We start from the raw sequence: 24,725 nt of genomic DNA on the forward strand, positions 1-24,725 counted from the left end.
GCGCGATCCACCGGAGGAACCCCCGTCCGAGGAACGTTATCGCGTCGGAGGCAGGTTTCCTGGCTTGCGGGTCGTCACGTCGGTTCCGGCCTTCCCAGCGATCGCATGGATCGCCAGTGACACATGATGAAACCGCCGCTCGCCGCTCACAGTTGCGGGGGCAGCGCCGGACTTCGCCCTCGCGGGCGTCACCGGCTTCCCGTCTTAGCCCCGCCGTCCGACAGCCCTTCGGAGCCGGGGCAGGGAACCTCGACACCATGCATTGGACAGCATCGGACCGAATCTGTCAACCTGCATATAAAGAAATCTTTATATGCAGGTGTTGGGCGATGTCGCCGTCGCGGCAGCGCTCCTGTCTTGGCAGGCATCCTGCGCCAGCGCGATGGCGCCCAGCGGGCCGGCCATCGCGCCCAGTTCGGGCGGTACGATCATGGCGGCGAGCGCGTCCTCGTCCAATCCGGCGATATAGCCGCCGAGCAATGCGGCGGTCCGCTTGCGCAACGGGCCGAAGAGGGGCGCCCGCTGCTGAAGCACGCCGCCGCCGATCACGATCCGGCGGGGCGACACCGTCAGCAGCAGCATCGCCATCGCTTCGGCGAGCTCCGCGGTCACCCGGTCCCACACCGGGTGATCGTCCTCGATCGACGCCCCGTCGCTGCCGGTGCGCGCGCCGATCGCGGGGCCGGAGACCAGACCTTCCAGGCAGTCGCCGTGGAAGGGGCAGACCCCGGCGAAGTCGTCGCCCGTCGCGCGGCGGACGCGCAGATGGCCCAGCTCGGGATGGACCAGCCCATGGACCGGCCGGCCGTCGACGACGACCCCGCCGCCGACACCGGTGCCGACCGTCATGTAGATCGCGACGTCGCAGCCCCGTGCGGTGCCCCAGCGATGCTCCGCCAGCGCCGCGCCGGCGACGTCGGTGTCGAAGCCGATCGGAAGCCCGAAGCGGTCGCCGAAATGGCGCACCAGGTCGGCCTGCCGCCAGCCCGGCTTGGGCGTGGAGGTGATGTGGCCATAGTCCGGACGCGACCGATCGAGCCCGAGTGGTCCGAAGCTGGCGATGCCCAATGCATCCGCCCGGCCATGCTCGCGCTGCCATGCCTCGATCCGGTCGCCGATGGCCCGCAGCGTCTCGTTCGGCGTGGTGGTCGGGACGCGCGCGCTGGCGAGTACGTTGCGGCCGCGCGCCATGAGCGCGATCGCCTTGGTTCCGCCCAGCTCGATGCCCGCCAGGAGCCGGTCTTGTCCGCTCAACGGATGGTCTCCTCCTCGGTAGCCGTCACCGGCGATCACAGTTTCAACGCGTCGGGCACCTTATAGCCCCATTCGCCATATTTCCTGGCGATCACGCCCGCCATGGTCCGCAGCTCGGGCGAGGAATCGCCGATCCGGTGGCTCATGATGATCGGCGAGGTCGCCCCTTCGAGCAGCTCGCGATAGCGCACGTCGTGGCTGCGCGCCCGGCGTACCGTCTCGGGGACGATCGCGATCCCCTCCTCCGCGGCGACGAGGCCGATCGCGGTCTGCAGCTCGCGCGCCTCCTGCACGACGCGCGGCTCGATCGAATGGTCGCGGAACAGCGAGAGCACCTGGTCGGCATAGCTGGGGCGCGGCTGACGAGGGTAGATGATCAGCGGCAGGTCGGCCAGCGCGCGGATCGAGATCGGCCCTTCCTCCTGTGCCAGCGGGCTCGCCATCGGCAGCGCGACGATCAGTGCCTCGTAGCGCAGCACGGTGCGCTGGAGCGACGGGTCCTCGAAGCGGATGCGGCCGAAACCGACATCGATCCGCCCTTCCTTGAGTGCGGCGATCTGGTCGAAGGTGACGCTCTCGACCAGGACCAGTTCGACGTCGGGCGCCTCGATCCGGAATTCGCGGATCAGCTCGGGAAGGCGCGCATACATGGTCGAGGCGGCGAACCCCATGGCGAAGCGCCGCCGCTCGGATCCGACCGCGGAGCGGACCATCAGGCGCATGTCCTCCATCCGGCCGAGCATCTGCAACGCCTGCTCATGGACGAGATGGCCCACCGCGGTGAGCCGGAGCGGGCGGCTGGAGCGATCGATCAGCTCGGCGCCGATCTCCTCCTCCAGCTGCCGGATCGTACGGCTAAGCGGCGGCTGGGCGATGTGCAGCCGTTCGGCGGCGCGGTTGAAGTTGCGTTCGGCAACGACGGTGACGAAGTAGCGAAGCTGGCGCAGATCCATAAAATACCTCAAAGGTATCTTAGTGAGATCGGATTGATCTTTGCAACCACTGTCCGAGCCCAACTATCATGGGCCTACAGAAAGGATCGGGAGAATGCGTCGCAGTGATGCAGCCTCCCCCGAAAATACCTTTCGGATCAAGATGACGGCAGAGGAGAGCTTCCATGACGATGTCCATCCGCGATCGTGTGGCGACCGCCGTCGTCGACGATCCCGTCGGCGGGGCGTTCCGCTGCCGGCGCGACATCTTCACCGATCCCGACATCTTCGACCTCGAAATGAAGCATATCTTCGAGGGCAACTGGGTCTATCTCGCCCATGAGAGCCAGGTCGCGGGCAAGAACGATTATTTCACCACCTCGATCGGCCGCGTCCCCGTCATCCTGACGCGGGGCAAGGACGGCGCGATCAACGCCTTCGTCAACGCCTGTTCGCATCGCGGCGCCCAGCTCTGCCGGCGCAGGCGCGGCAACCAGCCGCTGCTGGTCTGCCCCTTCCACGGCTGGAGCTTCCGCACCGACGGATCGCTGCTCAAGGCGAAGGACGCGGCGACCGGCGCCTATCCCGGCAGCTTCGACCGCGACGGATCGCACGACCTGACCCGCATCGCCCGCTTCGCCGAGTATCGCGGTTTCCTGTTCGGCAGCATGAACCCGGATGTCGCGCCGCTCGAGGACTATCTGGGCGAGACGCGGGTGATCATAGACCAGATCGTCGACCAGGCGCCCGAAGGCCTCGAAATCCTCAGCGGCAATTCGACCTATGTGTTCGACGGCAACTGGAAGCTGCAGATGGAGAATGGCTGCGACGGCTACCATGTCAGCTCGGTCCACGCCAATTACGCCTCGACCATGGCGCGGCGTGCGGAGGGTGGCACCCGGGCGGTGGATGCCAATGGCTGGTCGAAGGCGGTGAGCGGCGTCTACGGGTTCGAGAACGGCCATATCCTGCTGTGGACCCGCGTGCTCAACCCGGAGGTGCGCCCGGTCTGGGCGCAGCGGAAGGCGCTGGAGGAACGGCTGGGCGCCGATCGGGCCGAGATCATCGTCAGCCAGAGCCGCAACCTCGCCCTCTATCCCAACGTCTTCCTGATGGATCAGTTCTCCACCCAGATCCGGGTGGTGCGCCCGATCGACGTCCATCGGACCGAGGTGACGATCTACTGTTTCGCGCCGAAGGGCGAGAGCGCCGAGCTCCGCGCGACCCGCATCCGGCAATATGAGGATTTCTTCAACGTATCGGGGATGGGCACGCCCGACGACCTCGAGGAGTTCCGCTCGTGCCAGTCGGCCTATGAAGGGGCGGGCGCGCTGTGGAACGACCTCAGCCGCGGCGCCACGCGGTGGATCGCGGGCCCCGACGACAATGCCCGTGCGATGGGGATGAACCCGCTGCTGTCGAGCGAGCGCAGCGAGGACGAGGGCCTGTTCGTCCGCCAGCACGAATATTGGGCGCGCGCGATGCTCGCCGGGATCGATCGGGAAAGCGATGCCGCCCTGCTGGAGGCCGCGGAATGACCGCGCTGCTCGAACCGGCTCGCGCTGTCGTCTCGCATGCGGACGTCTGCGCCTTCCTCTATCGGGAAGCCCGGCTGCTCGACGATCGCGATTGGGACGCCTGGCTCGAATGCTATGCGCCCGACGTCGAATATTGGATGCCGGCCTGGACCGACGACGACGAGCTGACGCGCGACCCGCAGGCCGAGATATCGCTGATCTACTATGCCAACCGGCAGGGGCTGGAGGACCGCGTCTACCGCCTCAAGACGGGGCGCTCCTCCGCCAGCACGCCCGAGGCGCGCACCAGCCACGCGATCAACAATGTCGAGATCCTCGCCGAACGGGACGGGATGGTCGAGCTGCGCTACAACTGGCACACGCTCAGCCATCGCCTGCAGCAGACCAGCCAGTTCTTCGGCACCGCCTTCTGCACGCTCGACGCGCGTGGCGGCGCGATCCGGATCGTGAAGAAGAGGATCGTCCTCAAGAACGACTATATCCATCAGGTTGTCGACATCTATCATCTCTGACCGGGAGCCGAACATGTTCAAAGGGCGGTTCGCCGGCAAGGTGATGGTCGTCACCGGCGCCGGCCAGGGTATCGGCGCAGGTGTCGCCGTCCGCGCCGCGGCGGAAGGGGCGAGCGTGCTCCTCGTCGACCGGTCGGAGATCGTCGGGGCGGTGGCGGATCGCATCGTCGCGGCGGGCGGCATCGCGGCGACGGCGTTGTGCGATCTGGAAACCGCCGCGGGCGCGCAGGAGGCTATGTCGGCGGCGACCGCTACCTATGGCCGCATCGACATATTGATCAACAATGTCGGCGGCGCGATCCGGATGCGGCCGTTCGCCGAGTTCGAGCCCGACCAGATCGATGCCGAGATCCGGCGCTCGCTGATGCCGACGCTCTATTGCTGCCATGCGGTGCTGCCGGTGATGCTGGCGCAGCGGTCCGGCACCATCGTCAACGTCTCTTCCAACGCGACGCGCGGCATTCGCCGGGTGCCCTATTCGGCGGCCAAGGGCGGGATCAACGGTCTGACCCAGAGCCTCGCCATGGAATATGCGGAGTCGGGCATCCGCGTCGTAGCGACCGCCCCCGGCGGGACCGAGGCGCCGCCCCGGCAGGTGCCGCGCAATGCGGAGGGGGACAGTGCGCGCGAGCAGGCCTGGATGGCCGAAGCGGTCGCCCAGGTGACCGATTCGACCTTCCTCAAGCGCTACGGCACGCTCGACGAGCAGATCGCCCCGATCCTGTTCCTCGCCTCGGACGAGGCCGGCTACATCACCGGCTCCATCCTGCCGGTGGCCGGCGGCGATCTGGGCTAGGAATAGCCGCTACATTCCATCTGATCATCAACAGATACGGCTTATCCTTTTTGCGCCAGCCGGAACCTCTCCTATCTGCAACAGGCAGGCGGAGACATCATGCTGGACGATCATCAGATAATCGGTGAGGCCCTGGTCGCCTCGATGCTCGGGGCGCGGGCGGCGGCGGTCATCGCCGCGATCGATCTCGATGGGGCGCTCGCCCATCGCGCCCCGCGGGGCGGGGTCTCGCGCATCTGCTTCGCCGCGGCGCTCAATGCGATCCTGTTCGACGACATCCTCGTCCGGGTGCCGACCGGCGCCGCCTTCGTCGCCGACCAGCGTGCGCGGGGCGAGCGGATTCGCTTCGACCATGGCGCGCTGCGCACGGTGCGCTTCCCGGCGGGCGGCACCGGTGCCCTGCCGGCGGGGCAGGACGCCTTCGCCCGTATCCTCGGCCCGCTCGGCTATCATGTCGCCGGCACCTATCCGCTGCCCCGGCTGAAGATGACCGGCCGCGCCTGGGCGCATCGCGACATGCCGGAAGGCTTGCCGCAATTCTTCGTCAGCGAGCTGCACGTCGAGCGGTTCGATCCCGCCTTCGCAATGGCGGCGCAGCGGGTGTTCCATGCCAGCCGCGATCCGCTCGACGCCACGGCCAAGGCGGTGCTCGCCCGGTTCGAACGCGACGGCGAGGTTCCGTTCGACGCGGCGGTGGCGGCGCTGCCGGTGATCGTCTCGGCCTTCGATCGCCAGCATCCCGCCCCCGCGCTGGACGATTATGCGCTGCTGCTCGACCGCTCCGACGAGGCCGCCTGGATCGCGACCGAGGGCAATGCCTTCAACCATGCGACCAGCCGGGTGCCCGACGTCGCGGCAGAGGCCGAGCGCCAGCGTGCGGCAGGCCTGCCGGTCAAGGAGCGGGTCGAGGTGTCGCAGACCGGCCGCGTCCGCCAGACGGCGTTTCGCGCCGATCCCGTCGTGAGGACCTTCCGCGATGGGAACGATATGGTCGCACGGACGGTGCCGGGGTCCTTCTACGAGATCATCGCCCGCGACGTCGATCCGGCGACCGGCCGGCTCGACCTGAGCTTCGACAGCGGCAACGCGACCGGCATCTTCGCGATGACCCGCGCGGCATGACGACCGGGGCGCTGATCGCGCGGCTGGTGGCCGTCGTCGGACCGGCGCATCTGCTCACCGATCGCGCCGATGTGGCGATGCGCGACCATGACGGACGAGGTCCCGCCGGCCGTGCGCTCGCGCTGGTCCGGCCGGGCTGTACGGCCGAGATCGCCCGGGTGATGGCGATCGCCGCCGACGAAGGCGTTCGCGTCGTGCCGCAGGGCGCGCGCACCGGCCTGGTCGCCGGCGGCGCCGCCGACGACAGCGGGTCGATGCTGCTGCTCTCGCTGGAGCGCTTGACCAGTCCGCTGGCGATCGATCCGGTCAACCGGACCGCACGGGTCGGCGCCGGGGTGACGCTGTCGCAGCTCAACGCCGCCGCCGCCGAGCATGGCCTGTTCTTCCCGATCGATCTGGGCGCCGACCCGAGCGTTGGCGGCATGATCGCCGCCAATACCGGCGGGGCGCGCTTCCTCCGTTATGGCGATGTGCGCCGCAACCTGCTGTCGATCGAGCTGGTCTCAGGCGGAGCCGACGGCGAGGTGCGGACGCTGGGGCGCGACTGCTGGAAGCAGAATGACGGGATGGACCTGAAGCAGCTTGCGATCGGCACCGGCGGCGCCATGGGTATCGTCACCGCGGCGACGCTGACGCTCCAGCCGCGACCCGCCCACGCCGTCACCGCGCTGTTGGCGCTGACCGACGCGATGGCGATCGACCGGCTGCTCGTCGCGTTCGAGCACGACTGGGGCATGATGCTGACCGCGTTCGAGGGGATGTCACCGGCTGCCTATGAGGCGGCGCTTCGCCATGTGCCGCGGCTGCGCCGTCCCTTCGCGGCCGATGCCGGCCATCGCTATTTCCTGCTGGTCGAGCTCGCCGCGGGCGCGGCGTTCGACGGCGCGATGCTGGAGGAGGCGCTCGGCACCGCGATCGCGCCCTTCATGGAGGGCGACGCCGCTCTGGTGGCGGACGTCGCGGTCGACCGTCACGACGGACTCTGGGCGCTGCGTCACGCGATCCCGGAAGGGTTGCGGGCGTCGGGCAGTGTGATCGGTTGCGACGTCGCGCTGCGGCGCGGCGACGTCGCGGCTTTCCGCGCTGCGATGACGGCCGAGGTGCTGCGCGATCATCCGGACCTGCGCGTCTGCGACTTCGGCCATGTCGGCGACGGCGGGCTCCACTTCAACATGCTGTGGCCGCACGAGGCGGGACCGATCCCGCCGGGTCTTGCCGACGCGCTCCGGATGCAGGTGTCGGCGACGGTCGTCGAGCGCCATGGCGGCAGCTTCAGCGCCGAGCATGGCGTCGGCCCCCGCAACGTCGCGGCCTATCGCCGCTTCACCCCGTCCGCCGTGCAGCGGCTGGCGGGGCATGTCCAGTCGCTGTTCGCGCCCGTGCCCATCGGCCGGGTCGCCTTCGGCCCCGCAGCAGAGGAGGAAACATGTCCGACCAACTGATGCCCGTGTACAATCGCGCCGAGCCGGTCTTCGTGCGCGGCGAAGGTGTATGGCTCCATACGGCCGAGGGCGAAACCTATCTCGACTGCGTCGCGGGAATCGCGACCAACGCGCTCGGCCACGCCCATCCCCGGCTGGTCGCGGCGCTGACCGAGCAGGCGGGCAAGCTGTGGCACCTCTCCAACGTCTTCCGCATCCCGGGGCAGGAGCGGCTCGCCGAGCGGATCTGCGCAGCCAGCTTCGGCGAGCGGTTGTTCTTCACCAACAGCGGTGCGGAGGCGGTCGAGGCGGCGCTGAAGACGGCACGCCGCTACCACGCGGCAGGCGGTGCGCCTGAGCGGATCGACATCATCGGCTTCACCGGGTCGTTCCACGGCCGGACCTATGCGACGATCAATGCGTCGGGCAATCCCTCCTATCTCGACGGCTTCGGCCCGCGCCTGCCGGGTTACGTCCAGCTCGACATCGACGACCGCGCGGCGCTGGCTGCCGCGATCGCGCGACCGACCACCGCGGCCGTGATCGTCGAGCCGGTGCAGGGAGAAGGCGGCGCACGGGCGCTGCCTGGCGAATGGCTGCTCGATCTCCGCCGGCTGTGCAGCGACCATGGCGTGCTGCTGATCCATGACGAGGTGCAGTCCGGGATGGGCCGCACCGGCAGGCTCTTCGCGCATCAGTGGTTCGAGGGGACGGAGCCCGACATCATGGCGATCGCCAAGGCGCTGGGCTGCGGCTTCCCGGTCGGCGCCTGCGTCGCGACGGCCGAGGCTGCACGTGGCATGGTGGCCGGGGTCCATGGGTCGACCTTCGGCGGCAACCCGCTCGCCATGGCGGTCGCGGAAACCGCCTTCGACGAGATATCCCGGCCGGAAACGCTGGCCAACGCGCAGCTGATAGGCCGTCGGCTGGCCGAAGGGCTGGCGAGGATCGCCGCGGACCATCCGTCGATCGTCGTCGACATCCGCGGCAAGGGGATGCTGATCGGCGTCAAGCTGGCCGTCAACAACCGCGAGTTCATGGCGGCGGCGCGGCGGCACAGGCTGCTGGTCGCCGGCGGCGGCGACAATTGCGTGCGGATGCTGCCCTCGCTGCTGATGCGCGAGGACGAGGCGGACCTGGCGCTCGAACGCTTCGCCGCGACCGTCGCGGGCTTCGCTGCGATGGGCGAACGGGCGGCCTGAAGGACGACCCGTCCAGGTTCAGCCCTGGTCCGGAGGCGTGGGCAGTCCGAACTGCTCGAAACCGAAGACGTGGCGCTCGTCGGACGGGAAGGCGGCATAGGCGGTGAGGTGGCCGTCCTCGTAGCGGAAGTGCCAGGTCTGGCGGATGGCGGGGGATGTCGCGGCGAAGGCGGTCGGGTCGAGCAGCGCGACGTTGGCACGGCGGGCGGGGTCGCGGACCGAGAGGTAGCGGATCGCCTGGGTCGCGATGCCGCGCGCCGCGCGGGCGAAGTCCTGGCAGGCGGCATAGTCATCGGGATCGGTCCAGGCCGCTGCCGATGCCGCATAGGGCGGCGCGGACAGGTCGAGCAGCCGGGGCGTCCGCACCGGCACGGTGAAGGCCGAATGCTCGACGACGGTGGTCGGCGGCCGGAAGCCCGGTGAGCGCGAGAAGAACAGCAGGCGCCAATAGGCGGTCTCGGCAACCGCCGTCGCGACATGCTCGGCGGCGTAGAAGATGCCGGGGCGCTCGCCTGCCCGGCGGAAGCGTGACGGTTTCTTGTGGCCATAGCGGAACGGTGTCGCGAGCAGGTAATGCAGCCCGCGCGCGGCCGGCGGCAGCACCGGCTTCACCGTCTCGACCAGATCCTCGAGCAACGCCTGGTCCTCGGCATTGGCGGCGAGCCGATTGGTCGAGATGCGGTGCTGCGCCTCGACCAGCCGCCACAGCGTCGCATCATAGGCGCGGAACTGCTCGGCACTCGGCGGCGGCGGATCAGATCTGGGCGCGATAGTCGTCGACATAGTCCGCCACGTCGCTCAGCCCGCGCACCGTCCGGATCAGGTCGATCGGTCGGCCGTCGAGATCGAGGTTCGCGGTCCTGAGCCAGGAGATCGACGCCAGGTCGTCGCTGCCCATCAGCGCGTCGAGGCTGCGGAACAGGCGGACCAGATATTGGCCGAGTTCGAACGCCTTGCTCGACCGGTCGAGCCGGAAGCCGCCCGAGCGCAGCCGCGAGGCGGTCGCCGGCGACAGCCCCAGGATCGCGCCCAATTGCTCGTTGGTCAGCTTCCAGCAGCCTGCGATCCGCGCGATCGCTTCGGACAGCACCCGGCCCTGGTCGGCGGCGCGGTCGGGATGGGCTGTGGCCATGATCGTTCCCATGAACAATATCGACTAATATCAATCATAGGAATGGACGACTTCCTTTGCAAGGGGAGGGCCTCCATCATGGCCGGTCAGCTCTTCGGGTGCGAAGTCGTCGACTGCGATCACCGCAGCGACCGCCGCGTCGGCGGCTTCGAGCCGGGCGGCTTCCATATCGTCGATCAGGCCCCGTTCGCGCGCGGCGCGCCAGTCGTCGTGCCCGGCCTTGCGCAGCCGGTCACGGATCGGCTGCACATCCTCCGCCAGCAGGAAGGCGCGGCCGAGTTGGCCGACCGGCTCCTCTTCGGTGCCGAGGCAGAGACCCTCGGTCAGGCGGTCTCGCGTCGCCGAAGGGGTGAGCAGCAGATCGGCGACCTGGCGGACCAGCCGGTCCGAGGGGCCGTGCCGGCGGCGGCCGAACGGCAGGATGAGGAAGCGCAGCAGGCCGCGCGCCAGTGCGTTGGGCAGGTTGGCAAGGATCGCGTCGAAGCGCTGCTCGATCGTCGCGAAGCCCGTCTCCATGGCATAGTCCAGCAGCGGTCGGTCGGCGGCCTGCTGCCCCTCGTCGTGCCAGCGCTTCAACGTGGCGGCGGCGAGGTAGATCTCCGACAATATGTCGCCGAGCCGCGCCGACAGCAGCTCGCGCCGCTTGAGCTCGCCGCCCAGGGTGAGGAAGGCGATGTCGGCGGTCAGTGCGAAGGCCGCCGCATGGCGCGAGAGCTGCCGGTAGAAACGCCGCGCCGGCCCGGCCGCGCGCGGTGCAGTAGCGAACAGGCCGCCGGTCCAGCTCCGCCCCGCCGCGCGCAGCATGGTCGCGAGGAAATGGCCGACATGGCGCCACAGCCGGTCGTCGAAGGTGGCGATCCCTCGTGACCGGTCCTCGTCGCCCAGCGCCCGGATCTCATCGAGCAGATAGGGGTGCGCGCGGATCGCGCCCTGGCCGAACACCATCAGGCTGCGGGTCAGGATGTTGGCGCCCTCGACGGTGATGCCGACCGGCACCGCGCGGTACAGGCTGGCCAGATAGTTGCGCGGCCCCTCGATGATCGCCTTGCCGCCATGGACGTCCATCGCGTCGTTGACGACGATCCGCATCCGCTCCGTCGCGTGCAGCTTCATGATCGAGGCGATCACCGCGGGATGATGGCCCTGGTCGAGCCCCGCGCAGGTCAGCCGCCGCGCGGCGTCGAGCAGATAGGCGTTGCCGGCGATGCGGGCGAGCCGTTGCTGGATACCTTCGAACCGGCCGATCGGCAGACCGAACTGCACGCGGATGCGGGCATAGGCGCCGGTCGTGTGTGCGGCGAAGGCGGCCGAGGCCGCCGACAGCGACGGCAGCGAGATGCCGCGCCCGGCGGCGAGCGCGCTCATCAGCATCTTCCAGCCCTGGCCGACCCGTTCGCCGCCGCCGATGACATGGTCGAGCGGGACGAACACGCCCTCGCCGCTGGTCGGCCCGTTCTGGAAGGGCTGCATCGAGGGGAGATGGCGGCGACCGATGGTGACGCCGGGCAGGTCGGTCGGCACCAGTGCGACGGTGATGCCGATCTCCTCCTCGCCGCCGAGCAGCCGGTCGGGATCGCGCAGCTTGAAGGCGAGGCCCAGCACGGTCGCGACCGGCGCAAGGGTGATGTAGCGCTTGTGCCAGTCAAGCCGGATGCCGAGCACCTCGCGGCCCTCCCACTGGCCACGGCACACCACGCCCACGTCCCTCATCGCCGCCGCGTCCGATCCTGCATCGGCGCTGGTCAGGCCGAAGCAAGGGATTTCGCGGCCATCGGCAAGGCGCGGCAGCCAATGGTCGCGTTGCGCCTCGGTACCGAAGGCGAGGATCAGCTCGCCAGGGCCCAGCGAATTGGGAACCATAGCGGTGACCGCCGCGGCGGCCGATCGCGAGGCGATCTTGCGGACGACCTCGCTGTGCGCAAAAGCGGAGAAGCCAAGGCCACCATGACGCTTCGGAATGATCATGCCGAAGAAGCGCTCGCGCTTCAGATAGTCCCAGGCCTCGGGCGGCAGGTCGCGGCTGTCCCAGCCGATCCGCCAGTCGTCGATCATGGCGCAGAATGTCTCGACCGGTCCGTCGAGGAAGGCGCGCTCCTCCTCGCTCAGCGCCGCCGGCGGCACCTCCAGCAGTTGCGACCAGTCGGGATCGCCGGTGAAGATCGCGGCGTCGAGCCAGGCGTCGCCGGCGTCGATCGCCTCGCTCTCGGTCGGCGACAGGCGCGGCATCGCCCTGGCCGCCAGATCGAACAGGGGGCGCGACAGCATCTTGCGACGGATCGCGGTCAGGACCATGGTCTCTCTCCTTCCCGGGAGGCAACGAAGCAGGGCGCGGCCGGGTCCGCCCGACCGGGACGGGGCGTCTCAGTCCCCTTCCCGCCGTTCCCGCTCAGCCTCGGCGAGCAGCCAGTCGCGGAAGGCGCGGAAGCGGCGGTTGGCGAGGCGCTCGGGCGGGTAGACCAGATAATAGGCCTCGCGGCCCGACACGGCCCGGTCCGACAGCCGCACCAGCGCGCCCGATGCCAGCTCGGGCTCGATCAGGAAGGTCGGGACGAGTGCGGCCCCGCCGCCCGCGGCAGCGGCCTGCGCGAGCATCAGGAAATGCTCGAAGCTGGGCTCGGGCGTGATCGGCGGGGCGTCGACCCCGGCCGCCGCGAACCAGCGCCGCCAGGCATGGGGGCGGGTCGTCAGGTGGAGCAGGGGCAATGTGAGCAGCGCTTCGGGCCCGCCATCCGCGATCCGGTCGCGCAGCGCCGGGGCTGCCACCGGCAGGGCGCGTTCGCGGAACAGCAGGTCGTGGCTCGCCCCAGGCCAGTCGGGCAGGCCGAAATGGATCGCTGCGTCATAGCCGGCGGCGGCGATGTCGAACCGATCCGATCGCGCCGCGAAATTGACGACCAGGTCCGCCTGCCCCGTCGTCAGCCCGGGCAGCCGCGGCGCCAGCCAACGCATGCCGAAGCTCGGCAGCGTCGCGATGGTGATCGCGCCGCGTTCGGTCCGGTCGATCATCTGTGCGGTCGCCTGGCGGATGCGTTGCAGCGCGGGCTCGATCGCCTCCTTATAGGCGGCGCCGTCGGCGGTCAGCGCGACCCGGCGCCCCTTTCGCTCGAACAGCCGTACACCCAGCCAGTCCTCAAGCAGTGCGACCTGCCGGCTCACGGCGCTCTGGGTCAGCCCGACCTCGGCCCCGGCGCGCGAGAAATGGCCGTGGCGCGCCGCCGCCGCGAAGCTGTGGAGCGCGGCCATCGGCGGAAGCAGGCGGCGGGCGATGTCGGTCCGATCCGTCACGATCCTCATTCCCGATAGACATCGAAAGGCGCGGCTTATCGCTTTTTCGCGTGGAGAGAAATCGCCGATCGGAGGAGCATCAGGGGCGGGCGATCATCATGCCAGACATTCATCAGAGGCTGCGCGGGGGCGGGGTCGTCCGCTTGGCCGGACCGCTGCGGCACGGAAAGATCATGCTGAAGCAGGCGCCGCCGTCGACCGTCGCATAGCTCGCCGTGCCGCCATGCGCCTGCGCGATCGCCAGCACCACGGCGAGGCCGAGGCCGCTGCCCTTCAACGGCCCCTCATGGTCCATGTAGCGACGGAACGGCTCGAAGGCGTAGGGTGCGAAGTCGGGGGTCAGGCCGGGTCCGCGGTCGACGACGTCGATGCGAACCTGATCGCGGTTGCGCTTCAGCCGGATCCGCACCAGGGCGGGATGGGCGTGACGCTTCACATTTTCCAGCAGCGCCATGATCGCCTGGCGGATGCGGGCGGGGTCGACATCGCACCGGCATGGCGCCAGCTCCGCCTCGACCGTGAAGCCGGCGGCTTCCAGCCCCGGTTGCATCAGCCGGACCACCGCCTCCACCTCCTCGGACAGGTCGAGCGGCTGGAGGCGGACGTCGAGCCGGCCACCCTCGAACAGGCTGACGGTGCGCAGGTCCTCGATCAGTCGGGTGAGTGCTTCGACCTGGGCGACGAGCGAGCGGAGCAGCGGCGGATCGGGCCGGAACACCCCGTCGGCGAGGCCCTGGAGGCGCCCGCTCAATATGGTGACGGGGGTCCGCAGCTCGTGCGCGATCGAGGCGTTCCACCGCATCACCGCCTGCGACGCGCGTTCGAGTCGTTCGGCGAGCAGGTTGAAGTCGTCGACCAGCATCGCCGCCTCGGACAGCGACCGGTCGCCGGCTTCGGCACGGACCTCCAGGTCGCCGTCGGCGATGCGGCGCGCGCTGCGGGCGACCGAGACGAGCGGCGCCACGATCCGCCGTGCCAGCCGCAGCGCTGCGATCACGGTGATCCCCGCTGCCGCTAGGCATAGCGCCAGGATCACCATCCACTCGATCTGCGACGGCATCCAGTGCTGCGTCATCGGCAGCAGGTGCGGGGCCATGCGGATGACGACGCCATAGAAGACGTAGAGCCCGGTGATCGTCAGCAGCACCGATGCGATCGTCGCCACGACCATCGAGAGGACGATCTGCCGCCCGAGGCCGCCGATGCCGGCCATCAGCCGAGGTCCGCCAGGCGGAAGCCGACGCCGCGCACATTGTTGACGAAGCCGGTCGCACCGGCATCCTCCAGCTTGCGCCGCAGCTTGCTGAGATGGGTGTCGACGGTGCGTTCGAGCGCCTCGCCGCCCGGCAGGCAGGCGTCGAGCAGTTCGCCGCGCGAGAAGGCCCGCTTCGGCGCGCGCGCCATATGGGCGAGGATGCGGAATTCGGTGAGGGTCAGCGGCAGGGCATGGCGTTCGGGCTCCTCGCCGGTGATGACGCTGGCGAGGTGGCTATCGAGGTCGACCTCGATCGACCCCACCCGCAGCACGGTGCCGCCGCCGCCGCCCGCCCGGCGCAGCACCGCGCGGGCGCGTGCCGCCACCTCGACCGCGTTGAACGGCTTGACCACATAATCGTCGGCGCCGATGCGCAGGGCCTGCAGCTTGTCGATATCCTGGTCGAGCGCGGTGAGCATGATAACCGGCGTATCGCCGCGCCGCCGCAGCTCGGCCAGCACCTCCCAGCCATTGACCCGCGGCATCTGCACGTCGAGCATGACGAGATCGGGCTTGAGCGCGAGATGGAGGTCGAGCGCGGTGCGCCCGTCGGCGGCACGGACGGTGCGGAAGCCCTCGCGCTCCAGATAGGCGGCGATGACTTCGGCGATTTCGGGCTCGTCCTCGGCCACAAGGATCAGCGCGTTGGTCAATTCTGCTTCTCTCCCCGACACGCCTGATAATCCATTCGCCCCGTCGAAAGCCATGCGCCTCCACACTATCTCCACATTGCCTACACAAATATTCGACGCGGCCGGTGCAAAGGCCCATCGCTAAGATTGTGCTGGACCCGGTTCGATGAAGATGTTCGATGTAAGGCGCCGCGGGGCGCCGTTGCTTTGCGTCGCGGCAGCGCTCGCGCTGGCCGCCTGTGGCGAAAAGCCGCAGGGCCCGCCGCCCACGCCCGAAGTGTCGGTGGTGAAGGTTGCCCCCGCGGCGGTCTCGATCGCCGACGAGCTGCCCGGCCGGGTCGTCGCTTTCCGTGTCGCCGAGATCCGCCCGCAGGTGAGCGGGATCGTTCAGCGCCGGCTGTTCGAGCAGGGCAGCGAGGTGCGCGCCGGCCAGCCGCTGTTCCAGATCGATCCGGCGCCGTTCCGCGCCGATGCGGGCAGCGCAGCGGCCAGCGTGCGCCGCGCCGAGGCGACCCTCGCCCGCGCGAAGGCGCAGGAGGATCGCCTCGCCCCGCTGGTCAAGAGCGACGCTATCAGCGGACAGGCTTATGACGATGCGGTCGCCGCGCGTCGCCAGGCGGCGGCGGACCTCGCCCAGGCCCGAGCCGACCTTGATCGGCGACGGGTCGACCTCGGCTTCGCGACGATCCGTTCGCCGATCAGCGGCCGGATCGACCAGGCGGTGCTGACCGAAGGCGCGCTCGCCAATGCGGGCGACGCCAATCCGCTCGCCACCGTTCAGCAGATCGACCGCGTCTATGTCGACGTGCGCCAGCCGGCGACCCGGCTCGACGCGCTGCGCGACGCGGCGCGCGCTGGCGCCGCCGACCAGGGGGCCCCGGTCGAGATCGTCTCGGGCACCGGCCGGGTCTACCCGGTCAAGGGCCGGCTGCTCTTCTCGGGCATCAGCGTCGATCCCGGCACCGGTGAGGTGATCGCGCGGGTCGAGGTGCCGAACGGCGACAGGACGTTGCTACCCGGCATGTTCGTCCGCGCCCGGCTGCCGCGCCTCGCCCTGCCGAGCGCGATCATGGTGCCGCTGCAGGCGGTCGCCCATGGCGGCTCCGGCGGCACCACGGTCAAGATCGTCGACGCGCAGAACAAGGTGCAGGAGCGCAAGGTCGTGCTCGGCGACGAGAAGGACGGGCAGGTCGTCGTCCGCGAGGGGCTGAAGCCCGGCGATCGGGTGATGGTCGAGGGCCAGGATCGGGTCCAGACCGGTGCGGTCGTCAAGCCGATGCCGTGGCGTCGGGCCGCGGCGCGCTGAGATAGGCCGGACCCATGCCTCGTTTCTTCATCGACCGGCCCGTCTTCGCCTGGGTGATCGCGATCGTGATCGTCCTGATGGGCCTGATCGCGATCCCGCAGCTGCCGATCGAGCGCTATCCGACGATCGCGCCGCCCAGCATCACCATCACCGCCACCTATCCGGGCGCCACGCCGCGGACGATGAACGACAGCGTCGTCGGCCTGATCGAGCGCGAGCTGTCGAGCGTGAAGAACCTGCTCTATTTCGAGAGCTCGACCGACACCTCGGGCGTCGCCCAGATCACCGCGACCTTCAAGCCGGGCACCGATCCCGAACTGGCGCAGGTCGACGTGCAGAACCGGCTCAAGACCGCCGAGCCGCGCCTGCCGCAGGTAGTGCGGCAGACCGGTGTCTTCGTCGAGGCCGCCTCGTCGGGCTTCCTGGTGATGATCGCGATCGAGTCGAAGGATCCGAATGTCGATCCGGGCGTGCTCGGCGATTATGCGGCGCGCAACGTGTCGGAGGAGCTGAAGCGCGTGCCCGGCGTCGGCCGCGTCCAGCTCTTCACCTCCGAACGGGCGATGCGTGTCTGGATCGATCCCGCCAAGCTGCTCTCCTACAGCCTGACGATGAGCGACGTGAACGCCGCGATCGCCGCGCAGAATGTCCAGATCGCGCCGGGCGCGATCGGCTCCGAGCCGACCGTCGGCGAGCAGCGCGTGACGATCCCGCTGACCGTCGACGGCCAGCTCCAGACGCCCGAGGAGTTTCGGCAGATCGTGCTGCGCGCCAACAGCGACGGATCGAGCGTCCTGCTCGGCGACGTCGCCCGGGTCGAGCTCGCGTCGCAGAGCTTCGCCGCCAGCGCCCGCACCAACGGACGGCCGACCGCGATCCTCGCCGTCCAGCTCGCGCCGGGCGCCAACGCGGTCGCCACATCGCGGGGCGTGCTCGACCGGATGGACGAACTGGCGAAGTCGATGCCCGACGGCCTGTCCTACAGCGTGCCGTTCGACACCGCCCCGTTCGTGAAGATATCGATCGAGAAGGTCGTCGAGACGCTGGCCGAGGCGATGGTGCTCGTCTTCCTCGTCATGTTCCTGTTCCTGCAGAAGTTCCGCTACACGCTGGTCCCCGCGATCGTCGCGCCGATCGCGCTGCTCGGCACCCTGTCGGTGATGCTGGTGGCGGGCTTCTCGGTCAACGTGCTCACCATGTTCGGCATGGTGCTGGCGATCGGCATCATCGTCGACGACGCGATCGTGGTGGTCGAGAATGTCGAGCGGCTGATGGCGGAGGAGGGGCTGTCGCCCCGCGACGCCACCCGCAAGGCGATGCGCGAGATCACCGGCGCGATCATCGGCATCACCCTCGTGCTGACCGCGGTGTTCATCCCGATGGCCTTCGCCAGCGGATCGGTCGGCGCGATCTATCGCCAGTTCACCATCTCGATGGCGGTGTCGATCCTGTTCTCGGCTTTCCTCGCGCTGTCGCTGACCCCGGCGCTGTGCGCGACGATCCTGAAGCCGGTCCACGGCCATGAGGAGAAGCGCGGCTTCTTCGGCTGGTTCGACCGCAAGTTCGATGCGCTCGCCGGCGGCTATCAGGGCTGGGTCGCGCGTCTGCTCAAGCGTACCGGGCGGATGATGGCGTCGTTCGCGGTGGTGCTGGTGCTGCTCGGCGTCGGTTTCATGAACCTGCCGTCGGCCTTCCTGCCGGAAGAGGACCAGGGCTTCTACATCACCGCCTACCAGATGCCGGCCGACGCCACCATCTCGCGCACCAGCGAGGCGGTCTCGGTGCTCGAACGGCACAACAAGAGCCGTCCGGCGGTGCGCGACACGACCGCGGTGCAGGGCTTCGGCTTCTCCGGCTCGGGCGCGAACGCGGCGCTGGTCTTCACCATGCTCAAGGACTGGAAGGACCGCGACGGCGCGACCGCGCAGAGCGAGGTGGCGTCGGCCCAGCAGGCGACGGCCGCGATCCGCGAAGGCGTGGTGATGAGCCTGCTGCCGCCGTCGATCGAGGGCCTCGGCAATTCGTCAGGCTTCTCGCTGCGCCTGCAGGACCGTGCCGGCAAGGGCGACGCGGCGCTGGCGGCCGCGCAGGGCCAGCTCCTCGGTCTCGCCGCGCAGAGCAAGGTGCTGCAGGGCGTCTATCCCGAAGGCCTGCCGCCCGGCAGCACCGTCAAGCTGGAGATCGACCGTCGCAAGGCGCAGACGCTGGGCGTCTCGTTCAGCGACATCGCCTCGACGCTGAGCGGCGCGATCGGCTCGACCTACATCAACGACTTCCCGAACCGGGGACGGCTCCAGCAGGTGATCGTCCAGGCCGAGGCGGCGTCGCGGATGAAGCTCGACGACGTGCTCAACCTCTATGTCCGCAACACGGCCGGCGATCCGGTGCGGCTGGGCGAGGTGGTGAACCCGCGCTGGGAGGTCACCCCGCTCCAGCTCGTCCGCTACAACGGCTATCCGACGATGCGCATCGCCGGTTCGGCGGCGCCCGGCTATTCGAGCGGCGCGGCGATGAAGGAGATGGAGCGGCTCGCCGCCGAGCTTCCGCCCGGCTTCGCGATCGAATGGACCGGCCAGTCGCTGCAGGAGAAGCAGGCCGGCGACGAGGCGCTGATGCTGCTCGGCCTGTCGATGTTCGTCGTCTTTCTGGTGCTCGCGGCGCTCTACGAGAGCTGGGCGATCCCGCTGTCGGTGATCATGGTGGTGCCGCTCGGCCTGCTCGGCGCGCTGGCGGCGGTGATGGTCGCGGGGCTGTCGAACGACGTGTTCTTCAAGGTGGGGCTGATCACGATCATCGGCCTCAGCGCCAAGAACGCGATCCTGATCGTCGAGTTCGCCAAGGCGGCGCGCGACGAGGGGATGTCGACGATCGAGGCGACGATCCACGCCGCCCGGCTGCGCCTGCGCCCGATCATCATGACCAGCCTCGCCTTCACGCTGGGCGTCATGCCGCTGATGCTGGCGACGGGGGCGAGCAAGGAGACGCAGCGCGCGATCGGCACCGGCGTGTTCGGCGGGATGATCAGCGCGACGCTGCTCGCGATCTTCTTCGTGCCGGTCTTCTTCGTGGTGATGATGAAGCTGGTCGAGCGCTACAAGAAGCGCAAGCCGGCGGTGGAGGAATGAGCATGCGCAGGATCGCCATGCTGGCGCTGCTGATGACCGGCGCCTGTTCGATGAACCCGCGGCTTGACATCCCGAAGCCGCCCGTCGCCGCCAGCTATCCCGACGCCGCGGCGGCGGAGCCGGCGAGCGCCGCCGCGATCGACTGGCGAACGATGTTCGGCGACCCGCGCCTCCAGGCGCTCATCGACCTCGCGCTGGCGAACAACCGCGACCTGCGCGTCTCGACGCTCAATGTCGAGGCGGCGCGCGCCCAGTTCCGCGTCGCGCGCGGGGCGATGCTGCCCCAGGTCGACGCCAATGGCTCCTACACCCGCCAGCGCATCCCGACGAGCACGGCGGCGGCGGGGATCGGCGGAGCGACCGGCGGCGGCACCGGCACGGCCATGCCGAGCGGGTTCGAGTTCGGCCAATATTCCGCCAACGCCGCGCTCACCAGCTTCGAGATCGACCTGTTCGGCCGACTCCGTTCGCAGAGCCAGGCGGCGTTCGAACGCTATCTGGCGAGCGACGAGGGCCGCCGCGCCGCGCGGATCGCGCTGATCGGGTCCGTGGTCGACGCCTATCTGGCCGAACGTCTCGCCGCCGAGCAGCTGGCGCTGACCGAACGGACGATGGCCGACTGGAACATGTCGCTCGACATCACCCGCCGCCAGCATGAGGCGAAGCAGGTCAGCGGGCTCGAACTGGCGCAGGCGGAGGGGCAGGTCCAGCAGGCCGCCGCCGACCTCGCTGCGGGCCAGCGGGCGCTGGCGCAGGCGGGCAACGCGCTGCAACTGCTGGTCGGCGCGCCGATCCCGGCGGACCTGCCGGCGCCGATCCCGCTCGCCGACCAGCCGATCATGACCCAGCTTCCGGCGGGGCTGCCGTCCGACCTGATTGCCAACCGCCCCGACATCCGCCAGGCCGAGCGCGAGCTGGTCGCGGCCAATGCCGATGTCGGCGCGGCACGCGCGGCCTTCTTCCCCCGGCTGTCGCTGACGGGGCTGTTCGGCTTCACCAGCCTGGCGTTCGACAATCTGTTCAAGGGCGACAACCGCACCTGGTCCTTCACCCCGCAGATCAGCCAGCCGATCTTCCACGGCGGCAGCCTGCGCGGCGAGCTGCGGCTCGCCAAGGTTCAGAAGTCGATCGCGATCGCCAATTACGAAAAGGCGATCCAGACCGGCTTCCGCGAGGTCGCCGACGGTCTGGCCGGCCGTGCCACCTATAAGCGGCAGCTCGACGCCCAGCGCAAGGCGGTCGACGCCGCCGAGCGGCGCACGCGCCTGTCCGACATGCGCTATCGCGTCGGCTTCGACAGCCGGCTCGAACTGCTCGACGCGCAGCGCAGCCAATATGCGGCGCAGCAGGCGATGCTCGAGCTCAGGCGGCAGGAGCTGTCGAGCGCGACCGGGCTCTACCGGGCGCTGGGCGGCGGCGACGAGGGCCGGGCGCCGAGCAAATAGCGAGGCGTCGCGCCGTCGCTCAGCGCACCTTCAGGCCGAGTTCGCCGAGCAATTGGCCGGCCTGCTCGCGTGAGATGGTCGCACCGCGGAACAGCGTGGCGTCGAACAGCCGCAGGCCGCCCAGGTCGGCGCCGCGCAGGTCGGCGTCGTCGAAGCGCGACCCCGCCATGTTCGCGTCGCGCAGGCTGCAATCCTCGAACTGGGTCGCGCGGAAATCGCCTTCGCGCAGGTCGGCCTGGCTGAGGTCGACCTTGACCAGCCGCTGCTTGCGAAAGGAGATTCCGGGCAGCCGTGCGTTGACCAGCAGCGTCTCCTCGAAGCGGATGTCGATGGTCCGTGCATCGGACAGGTCGGCCCCGGTCAGCTTGCATCGCTCGAACGAGGCGGCGGTCAGGACCGCACGCCGCAACACGCAATTGTTGAAGTCGCTGGCGGTGAAGCGCGCCTCACCGAGCTGGGCGCCGGTGAACTGCGCGAAGGCGCCGCGGCAGGAAAGCCACCGGGTCTCCTCCAGCTTCGCGCCGGAGAGGTCGGTCCGGCGCAGGGTGCAACGCTCGAACGTCCAGCCCGACAGGTCGAGCCCGGAAAGATCGGCTTCTTCCAGGTCGCAGTCGGCCAGGTGCTGGCGCGGCGATGCCGCCCGCAACCGCTCCACATCGGTGCGGGTGAGGGGCTGGTCGCGGATCGTGCGATCTGAAAACAGGTCGTCCATCGACATTCGTTAGCGCGCTTTTCGCCAAGGCTTCAATCCGCGTGCTCGCCAGGGCGGGCCGAAAGCCCTATCGGCGACGGGACTCGGGAGCAGATGCGATGAAGGCACGTGAACTGATCGGAACGGCCCAGGTGCCGGGGGGCGAGCCGCTGCGGCTGTTCCGGCGCGGCGACGATTTCATGATCGTGCTCGACCGCAACGAGTTGATGAGCAGCCGGATGAGCGGATCGGAGGAGGCGCTGGCGCTGATGACGATCGAGCGGCTCGGCGGCGGGGCCGGTGCGCCGCACCTGCTGATCGGCGGCTACGGCATGGGCTTCACCCTGCGCGCGGCGCTGGGCGCGCTGCCGGCGACGGCGCGGATCACGGTGGCAGAACTGGTGCCCGAGATCATCCAATGGGCGCGCGGGCCGATGGCCGAACTGGCGGCCGGCTGCCTCGACGACAAACGGGTGATGATCGTCGAGAGCGACGTTGCAGAGATCATCCAGGCCGGGCCCGGGACCTATGACGCGATCCTGCTCGACGTCGACAACGGCCCTGACGGTCTCGTCCGCGACACCAATGAATGGCTCTATTCGGCGCGCGGCCTGGCGGCGGCGCGGGCGGCGCTGAAGCCGGGCGGGGTGCTCGCGGTCTGGTCGGCCGCGCCCGACGCGGCCTTCGTCCGCCGCCTGCGCAGCGCCGGCTTCCGGGTCGACGAGGTCGCGGTCCGTGCGCGCAGCAACGGCAAGGGGCCGCGCCATGTCATCTGGTTCGCCGTGCCGGCCTGATGCGGCTCGCCTGCCTCAGTTCGCTCTGTTCAGCCTGATCCAGGTGGCGAGCTGCATGCGGCTGCGGATGCCGATCTTCTCATAGATGTTCCGCAGGTGGTTCTCCACCGTGCGGGTGCTGATCTTCAGGAGGCTGGCCATCGATAAATTGGTGTGGCCGTCATAGACGAGGCTTGCGATTTCCCGCTCCCGCTCCGTCAGGACGTCGAGGGCAGGTCCGTTGCGCAACGAGCGATGCCAGCTCGTTTCCGCGGATGAGCGATGCGCCGGCAGCGTCATCCCATCGATCCGGGCCTGCAGCGCGGCCAGGTCCTCACGCAGGGCGACGTTGGCACAGGCGAGCGCGATCAGCGGCAGCACATCGCCGAGCAGCGCCTCTTCCCGCAGCGAATAGGAGGGGCTTCCCGTCCTGCGCGTGAAGCTGACGGAAAAAGCCCGCTGGCCGAGCTGGGTCATGACCGGGAAATGGACCCCGACGATGTCGCCGATACCCTGCGGGACCAGGAAATTGTCGTAATAGGCCGATATTTCGGGCCGGCTCGTCTCCCGCATGATCGCGGACATGGCGGTCGGCTTCCTCGGCGGCGTTGAATAAAGGGGATCGTCCCGGAACAGCGAGCGGCGATAGGGCGCCAGCACCCCAACGATCGAGCTGCTCAGGGTCGCCTCGCGAATGTCCCTCGGCGATCCATCGTCGACATCGAGTTCGAACAAGGCGGTCGCGTCCGCGCCGATCGCCCCGGCAATCGGCCGGAGCAACGCGCTCTCGATCTCCCGCGCCGTTATGACGGCATCGATCGACCTGGTCAGCTCCGCAAGCAGCGTGGCACTCGTTTGCGAGCCTATGGCATCCTCCCGTGGCGCCTCTTCGTCCGCTGATCTTTTCCGGATTTTTATGTCATCGAAGGATGCATGGGAAGAGCCGCCATCGCCGGGTGGCTCGGGATGAGTATAAATCGCCATTTTCCCCGCTGCGCTTTTCCCGCACCCGCTTCTCACCGCGAAGTCGCAGGGAAAGAAGTATGCCGGTCGACATCATCCGTGCCGAGGAGCCACAAACGCCGATCTTCGCGGCTGATCCCTTCAGTCCAGAAGCGATCGTCGATGCCTTGGCCACCAACCAGGCCATCCGCCAGGCCGGCGACCTGATCTGGCTTGAGAAATACGCCATGTGGGCGACCGGCCGTTATGCGGTCGCCCACAGGATCCTCGGCGATTCCGAGAGTTTCTCGTCAGCCAAGCGGCCTTTCTCGCATCCCGACTTTCCATTGCCTGCGATCCTGGTGACCGACGATCCGCCGGACCACGGCCCGATCCGATCGGTGATGGGCCGCATTCTCTCCCCAAAGCTGCTGCGCGCGAACGAAGCCGCCTACCGGTCGGCGGCGGCGGTCGCGATCGACCGGGTGCTGGTCGACGGCGACTTCGACGCCGTCGACGACCTGGCGGTGCCCTTCGTGCTCTCGGCCTTCGGCGACACCGTCGGACTGCGTGACGACGGACGCGAGAACCTCATCACCTTCGGGGCCGCCATCCTCAACACCTTCGGCCCTGTCAACGACCTGTTCCTTTCGCTTGTTGCGCGGGCGGAGGCAGCGACGCGGTGGGTTCAGGCGCAATGCTCCCGCGATGCCTTGAAGCCCGATGGCCTCGGCGCGGCCATCTACGAAGCCCAGGGACGTGGGGAGATCAGCGAGGAACAGGCGGGTCTGCTGCTCATGAGCCTGCTGTCGGCAGGTGTCGACACGACCGCCGGATCGATCGTCAACATGCTCCACTGCTTCGCCCGCCATCCCGAGCAATATGCGCGGCTCCGCGCGGATCCGACCCTGCGCACGAAGGCGTTCGAAGAGGTGCTGCGCTACTATTCGCCGGCGCGCGTGTTCGGCCGTGTCGCTCATCGCGACATCGAGATGTTCGGACGAGTGATCCGACAGGGCGATGGCATTCTGGTCTTCCTCGGATCGGCCGGACGCGACCCGTCGATATGGGCGGATGCCGAACGTTTCGATATCGGGCGCGCCTCGGGAAAGCATATCTCGTTCGGCACCGGTATCCACAATTGCATCGGACAGATGCTCACCCGGACAGAGGCTTTGGCCCTGCTCGAAATGCTCGTCGAGAAGGTCGAGCGCATCGAAGCCGTCGGTGAGCCGGAGGTGCTGATGTCGAACACCATCACCTCGTTCGAGAAACTGCCGCTGCGTTTCGTCGCCGCCTGAGCGCTCCACCGGCCGCTGCTGTCTTCGCGGCTTCGGCATCGTCGAAGCTCGTTCTCCCACA

Annotated in this window: 21 protein-coding genes and 1 riboswitch; of the genes, 11 read left to right on the forward strand and 10 right to left on the reverse strand. The window is 69.0% G+C overall.

Going from position 1 to position 24,725, the window contains the following annotated elements:
- Positions 1–31 precede the first annotated feature (31 nt).
- Positions 32–267, reverse strand: a riboswitch (cobalamin riboswitch).
- A 42-nt stretch (positions 268–309) separates the two neighbouring features.
- Together B5X82_RS16545 and B5X82_RS16550 are read right to left on the reverse strand one after the other, a co-directional pair.
- A complete protein-coding gene (locus tag B5X82_RS16545) occupies positions 310–1,254 on the reverse strand; it encodes an ROK family protein (RefSeq protein WP_079649283.1) in 945 nt (314 codons plus the stop codon).
- A gap of 35 nt (positions 1,255–1,289) precedes the next feature.
- On the reverse strand, positions 1,290–2,207 hold the full coding sequence (locus B5X82_RS16550) for a LysR family transcriptional regulator (RefSeq protein ID WP_079649284.1): 918 nt from the start codon (positions 2,205–2,207) through the stop codon (positions 1,290–1,292).
- 164 nt (positions 2,208–2,371) lie between these two features.
- On the opposite strand from B5X82_RS16550, the gene B5X82_RS16555 reads away from it, so the two are divergent.
- From B5X82_RS16555 to B5X82_RS16580, 6 genes are all read left to right on the forward strand, one after another.
- Complete coding sequence (locus tag B5X82_RS16555; RefSeq protein WP_079649285.1) at positions 2,372–3,724, forward strand: Rieske 2Fe-2S domain-containing protein; 1,353 nt, start codon at positions 2,372–2,374, stop codon at positions 3,722–3,724.
- The gene (gene benB, locus B5X82_RS16560) at positions 3,721–4,236 is read left to right on the forward strand and encodes a benzoate 1,2-dioxygenase small subunit (RefSeq protein WP_079649286.1); all 516 of its coding nucleotides are present in this window, start codon (positions 3,721–3,723) and stop codon (positions 4,234–4,236) included. Before B5X82_RS16555 ends, benB begins: the two co-directional genes overlap by 4 nt.
- A 13-nt stretch (positions 4,237–4,249) precedes the next feature.
- The gene (gene benD, locus B5X82_RS16565; protein WP_079649287.1) at positions 4,250–5,032 is read left to right on the forward strand and encodes a benzoate diol dehydrogenase BenD; all 783 of its coding nucleotides are present in this window, start codon (positions 4,250–4,252) and stop codon (positions 5,030–5,032) included.
- Positions 5,033–5,131: 99 nt separating this feature from the next.
- The gene (locus B5X82_RS16570) at positions 5,132–6,154 is read left to right on the forward strand and encodes a 2-oxoadipate dioxygenase/decarboxylase family protein (RefSeq protein ID WP_079649288.1); all 1,023 of its coding nucleotides are present in this window, start codon (positions 5,132–5,134) and stop codon (positions 6,152–6,154) included.
- The gene (locus B5X82_RS16575) at positions 6,151–7,596 is read left to right on the forward strand and encodes an FAD-binding oxidoreductase (protein WP_079649289.1); all 1,446 of its coding nucleotides are present in this window, start codon (positions 6,151–6,153) and stop codon (positions 7,594–7,596) included. The genes B5X82_RS16570 and B5X82_RS16575 overlap by 4 nt, the downstream gene beginning before the upstream one ends.
- Entirely contained in the window at positions 7,581–8,777 is a 1,197-nt protein-coding gene (locus tag B5X82_RS16580; RefSeq protein ID WP_079649290.1) for an aspartate aminotransferase family protein, read from the forward strand. The genes B5X82_RS16575 and B5X82_RS16580 overlap by 16 nt, the downstream gene beginning before the upstream one ends.
- An 18-nt stretch (positions 8,778–8,795) precedes the next feature.
- On the opposite strand, the gene B5X82_RS16585 is transcribed toward B5X82_RS16580, so the two are convergent.
- The 6 genes from B5X82_RS16585 to B5X82_RS16610 all read right to left on the reverse strand — a co-directional run bounded on the left by B5X82_RS16585 (position 8,796) and on the right by B5X82_RS16610 (position 15,102).
- Positions 8,796–9,560, reverse strand: coding sequence for an RES family NAD+ phosphorylase (locus tag B5X82_RS16585; RefSeq protein ID WP_079649291.1), 765 nt, complete (start codon positions 9,558–9,560; stop codon positions 8,796–8,798).
- Entirely contained in the window at positions 9,532–9,909 is a 378-nt protein-coding gene (locus tag B5X82_RS16590) for an MbcA/ParS/Xre antitoxin family protein (RefSeq protein WP_079649374.1), read from the reverse strand. The genes B5X82_RS16585 and B5X82_RS16590 overlap by 29 nt, the downstream gene beginning before the upstream one ends.
- Positions 9,910–9,939: 30 nt before the next feature.
- Positions 9,940–12,201, reverse strand: a complete 2,262-nt coding sequence (locus B5X82_RS16595) for an acyl-CoA dehydrogenase (RefSeq protein ID WP_079649292.1) — start codon at positions 12,199–12,201, stop codon at positions 9,940–9,942.
- A gap of 69 nt (positions 12,202–12,270) precedes the next feature.
- Entirely contained in the window at positions 12,271–13,194 is a 924-nt protein-coding gene (locus B5X82_RS16600) for a LysR substrate-binding domain-containing protein (protein WP_079649375.1), read from the reverse strand.
- A 112-nt stretch (positions 13,195–13,306) separates the two neighbouring features.
- On the reverse strand, positions 13,307–14,407 hold the full coding sequence (locus B5X82_RS16605; protein WP_079649293.1) for an ATP-binding protein: 1,101 nt from the start codon (positions 14,405–14,407) through the stop codon (positions 13,307–13,309).
- Positions 14,407–15,102 carry a response regulator transcription factor gene (locus B5X82_RS16610; RefSeq protein WP_223811221.1) on the reverse strand — a complete coding sequence of 232 codons (696 nt, stop codon included), beginning with the start codon at positions 15,100–15,102 and terminating at the stop codon, positions 14,407–14,409. The genes B5X82_RS16605 and B5X82_RS16610 overlap by 1 nt, the downstream gene beginning before the upstream one ends.
- A gap of 145 nt (positions 15,103–15,247) precedes the next feature.
- Here B5X82_RS16610 and B5X82_RS16615 point away from each other — a divergent pair, with 145 nt between their 5' ends.
- From B5X82_RS16615 to B5X82_RS16625, 3 genes are read left to right on the forward strand one after another with little or no spacing between them, the layout of a single operon-like run.
- Entirely contained in the window at positions 15,248–16,387 is a 1,140-nt protein-coding gene (locus B5X82_RS16615) for an efflux RND transporter periplasmic adaptor subunit (protein WP_079649295.1), read from the forward strand.
- Positions 16,388–16,401: 14 nt separating this feature from the next.
- On the forward strand, positions 16,402–19,512 hold the full coding sequence (locus tag B5X82_RS16620; RefSeq protein WP_079649296.1) for a multidrug efflux RND transporter permease subunit: 3,111 nt from the start codon (positions 16,402–16,404) through the stop codon (positions 19,510–19,512).
- Between the two features lie 2 nt (positions 19,513–19,514).
- The gene (locus B5X82_RS16625) at positions 19,515–20,957 is read left to right on the forward strand and encodes an efflux transporter outer membrane subunit (RefSeq protein WP_079649297.1); all 1,443 of its coding nucleotides are present in this window, start codon (positions 19,515–19,517) and stop codon (positions 20,955–20,957) included.
- A 19-nt stretch (positions 20,958–20,976) separates the two neighbouring features.
- Here the strand turns inward: B5X82_RS16625 and B5X82_RS16630 are convergent, their stop codons facing one another.
- The gene (locus B5X82_RS16630) at positions 20,977–21,675 is read right to left on the reverse strand and encodes a pentapeptide repeat-containing protein (protein ID WP_079649298.1); all 699 of its coding nucleotides are present in this window, start codon (positions 21,673–21,675) and stop codon (positions 20,977–20,979) included.
- A gap of 92 nt (positions 21,676–21,767) precedes the next feature.
- On the opposite strand from B5X82_RS16630, the gene B5X82_RS16635 reads away from it, so the two are divergent.
- Positions 21,768–22,442, forward strand: a complete 675-nt coding sequence (locus B5X82_RS16635; RefSeq protein ID WP_079649299.1) for a spermine/spermidine synthase domain-containing protein — start codon at positions 21,768–21,770, stop codon at positions 22,440–22,442.
- A 15-nt stretch (positions 22,443–22,457) separates the two neighbouring features.
- Here B5X82_RS16635 and B5X82_RS16640 read toward each other — a convergent pair whose 3' ends face one another.
- Complete coding sequence (locus B5X82_RS16640; protein WP_176152603.1) at positions 22,458–23,201, reverse strand: helix-turn-helix transcriptional regulator; 744 nt, start codon at positions 23,199–23,201, stop codon at positions 22,458–22,460.
- A 263-nt stretch (positions 23,202–23,464) separates the two neighbouring features.
- On the opposite strand from B5X82_RS16640, the gene B5X82_RS16645 reads away from it, so the two are divergent.
- Positions 23,465–24,664, forward strand: coding sequence for a cytochrome P450 (locus B5X82_RS16645; RefSeq protein ID WP_176152604.1), 1,200 nt, complete (start codon positions 23,465–23,467; stop codon positions 24,662–24,664).
- Positions 24,665–24,725: the final 61 nt, after the last annotated feature.

This window comes from Rhizorhabdus histidinilytica (genome assembly GCF_900167915.1).
In the GTDB taxonomy this organism is placed as follows: domain Bacteria; phylum Pseudomonadota; class Alphaproteobacteria; order Sphingomonadales; family Sphingomonadaceae; genus Rhizorhabdus; species Rhizorhabdus histidinilytica.

Bases quoted from the DNA above. Each gene is read 5' to 3' on its own strand.
- B5X82_RS16550 (WP_079649284.1), bottom strand. From the start codon at position 2,207: ATGGATCTGCGCCAGCTTCGCTACTTCGTCACCGTCGTTGCCGAACGC.
- B5X82_RS16555 (WP_079649285.1), top strand. From the start codon at position 2,372: ATGACGATGTCCATCCGCGATCGTGTGGCGACCGCCGTCGTCGACGAT.
- benB (WP_079649286.1), top strand. From the start codon at position 3,721: ATGACCGCGCTGCTCGAACCGGCTCGCGCTGTCGTCTCGCATGCGGAC.
- benD (WP_079649287.1), top strand. From the start codon at position 4,250: ATGTTCAAAGGGCGGTTCGCCGGCAAGGTGATGGTCGTCACCGGCGCC.
- B5X82_RS16570 (WP_079649288.1), top strand. From the start codon at position 5,132: ATGCTGGACGATCATCAGATAATCGGTGAGGCCCTGGTCGCCTCGATG.
- B5X82_RS16575 (WP_079649289.1), top strand. From the start codon at position 6,151: ATGACGACCGGGGCGCTGATCGCGCGGCTGGTGGCCGTCGTCGGACCG.
- B5X82_RS16580 (WP_079649290.1), top strand. From the start codon at position 7,581: ATGTCCGACCAACTGATGCCCGTGTACAATCGCGCCGAGCCGGTCTTC.
- B5X82_RS16585 (WP_079649291.1), bottom strand. From the start codon at position 9,560: ATGTCGACGACTATCGCGCCCAGATCTGATCCGCCGCCGCCGAGTGCC.
- B5X82_RS16590 (WP_079649374.1), bottom strand. From the start codon at position 9,909: ATGGCCACAGCCCATCCCGACCGCGCCGCCGACCAGGGCCGGGTGCTG.
- B5X82_RS16595 (WP_079649292.1), bottom strand. From the start codon at position 12,201: ATGGTCCTGACCGCGATCCGTCGCAAGATGCTGTCGCGCCCCCTGTTC.
- B5X82_RS16605 (WP_079649293.1), bottom strand. From the start codon at position 14,407: ATGGCCGGCATCGGCGGCCTCGGGCGGCAGATCGTCCTCTCGATGGTC.
- B5X82_RS16615 (WP_079649295.1), top strand. From the start codon at position 15,248: ATGAAGATGTTCGATGTAAGGCGCCGCGGGGCGCCGTTGCTTTGCGTC.
- B5X82_RS16620 (WP_079649296.1), top strand. From the start codon at position 16,402: ATGCCTCGTTTCTTCATCGACCGGCCCGTCTTCGCCTGGGTGATCGCG.
- B5X82_RS16625 (WP_079649297.1), top strand. From the start codon at position 19,515: ATGCGCAGGATCGCCATGCTGGCGCTGCTGATGACCGGCGCCTGTTCG.
- B5X82_RS16630 (WP_079649298.1), bottom strand. From the start codon at position 21,675: ATGTCGATGGACGACCTGTTTTCAGATCGCACGATCCGCGACCAGCCC.
- B5X82_RS16635 (WP_079649299.1), top strand. From the start codon at position 21,768: ATGAAGGCACGTGAACTGATCGGAACGGCCCAGGTGCCGGGGGGCGAG.
- B5X82_RS16645 (WP_176152604.1), top strand. From the start codon at position 23,465: ATGCCGGTCGACATCATCCGTGCCGAGGAGCCACAAACGCCGATCTTC.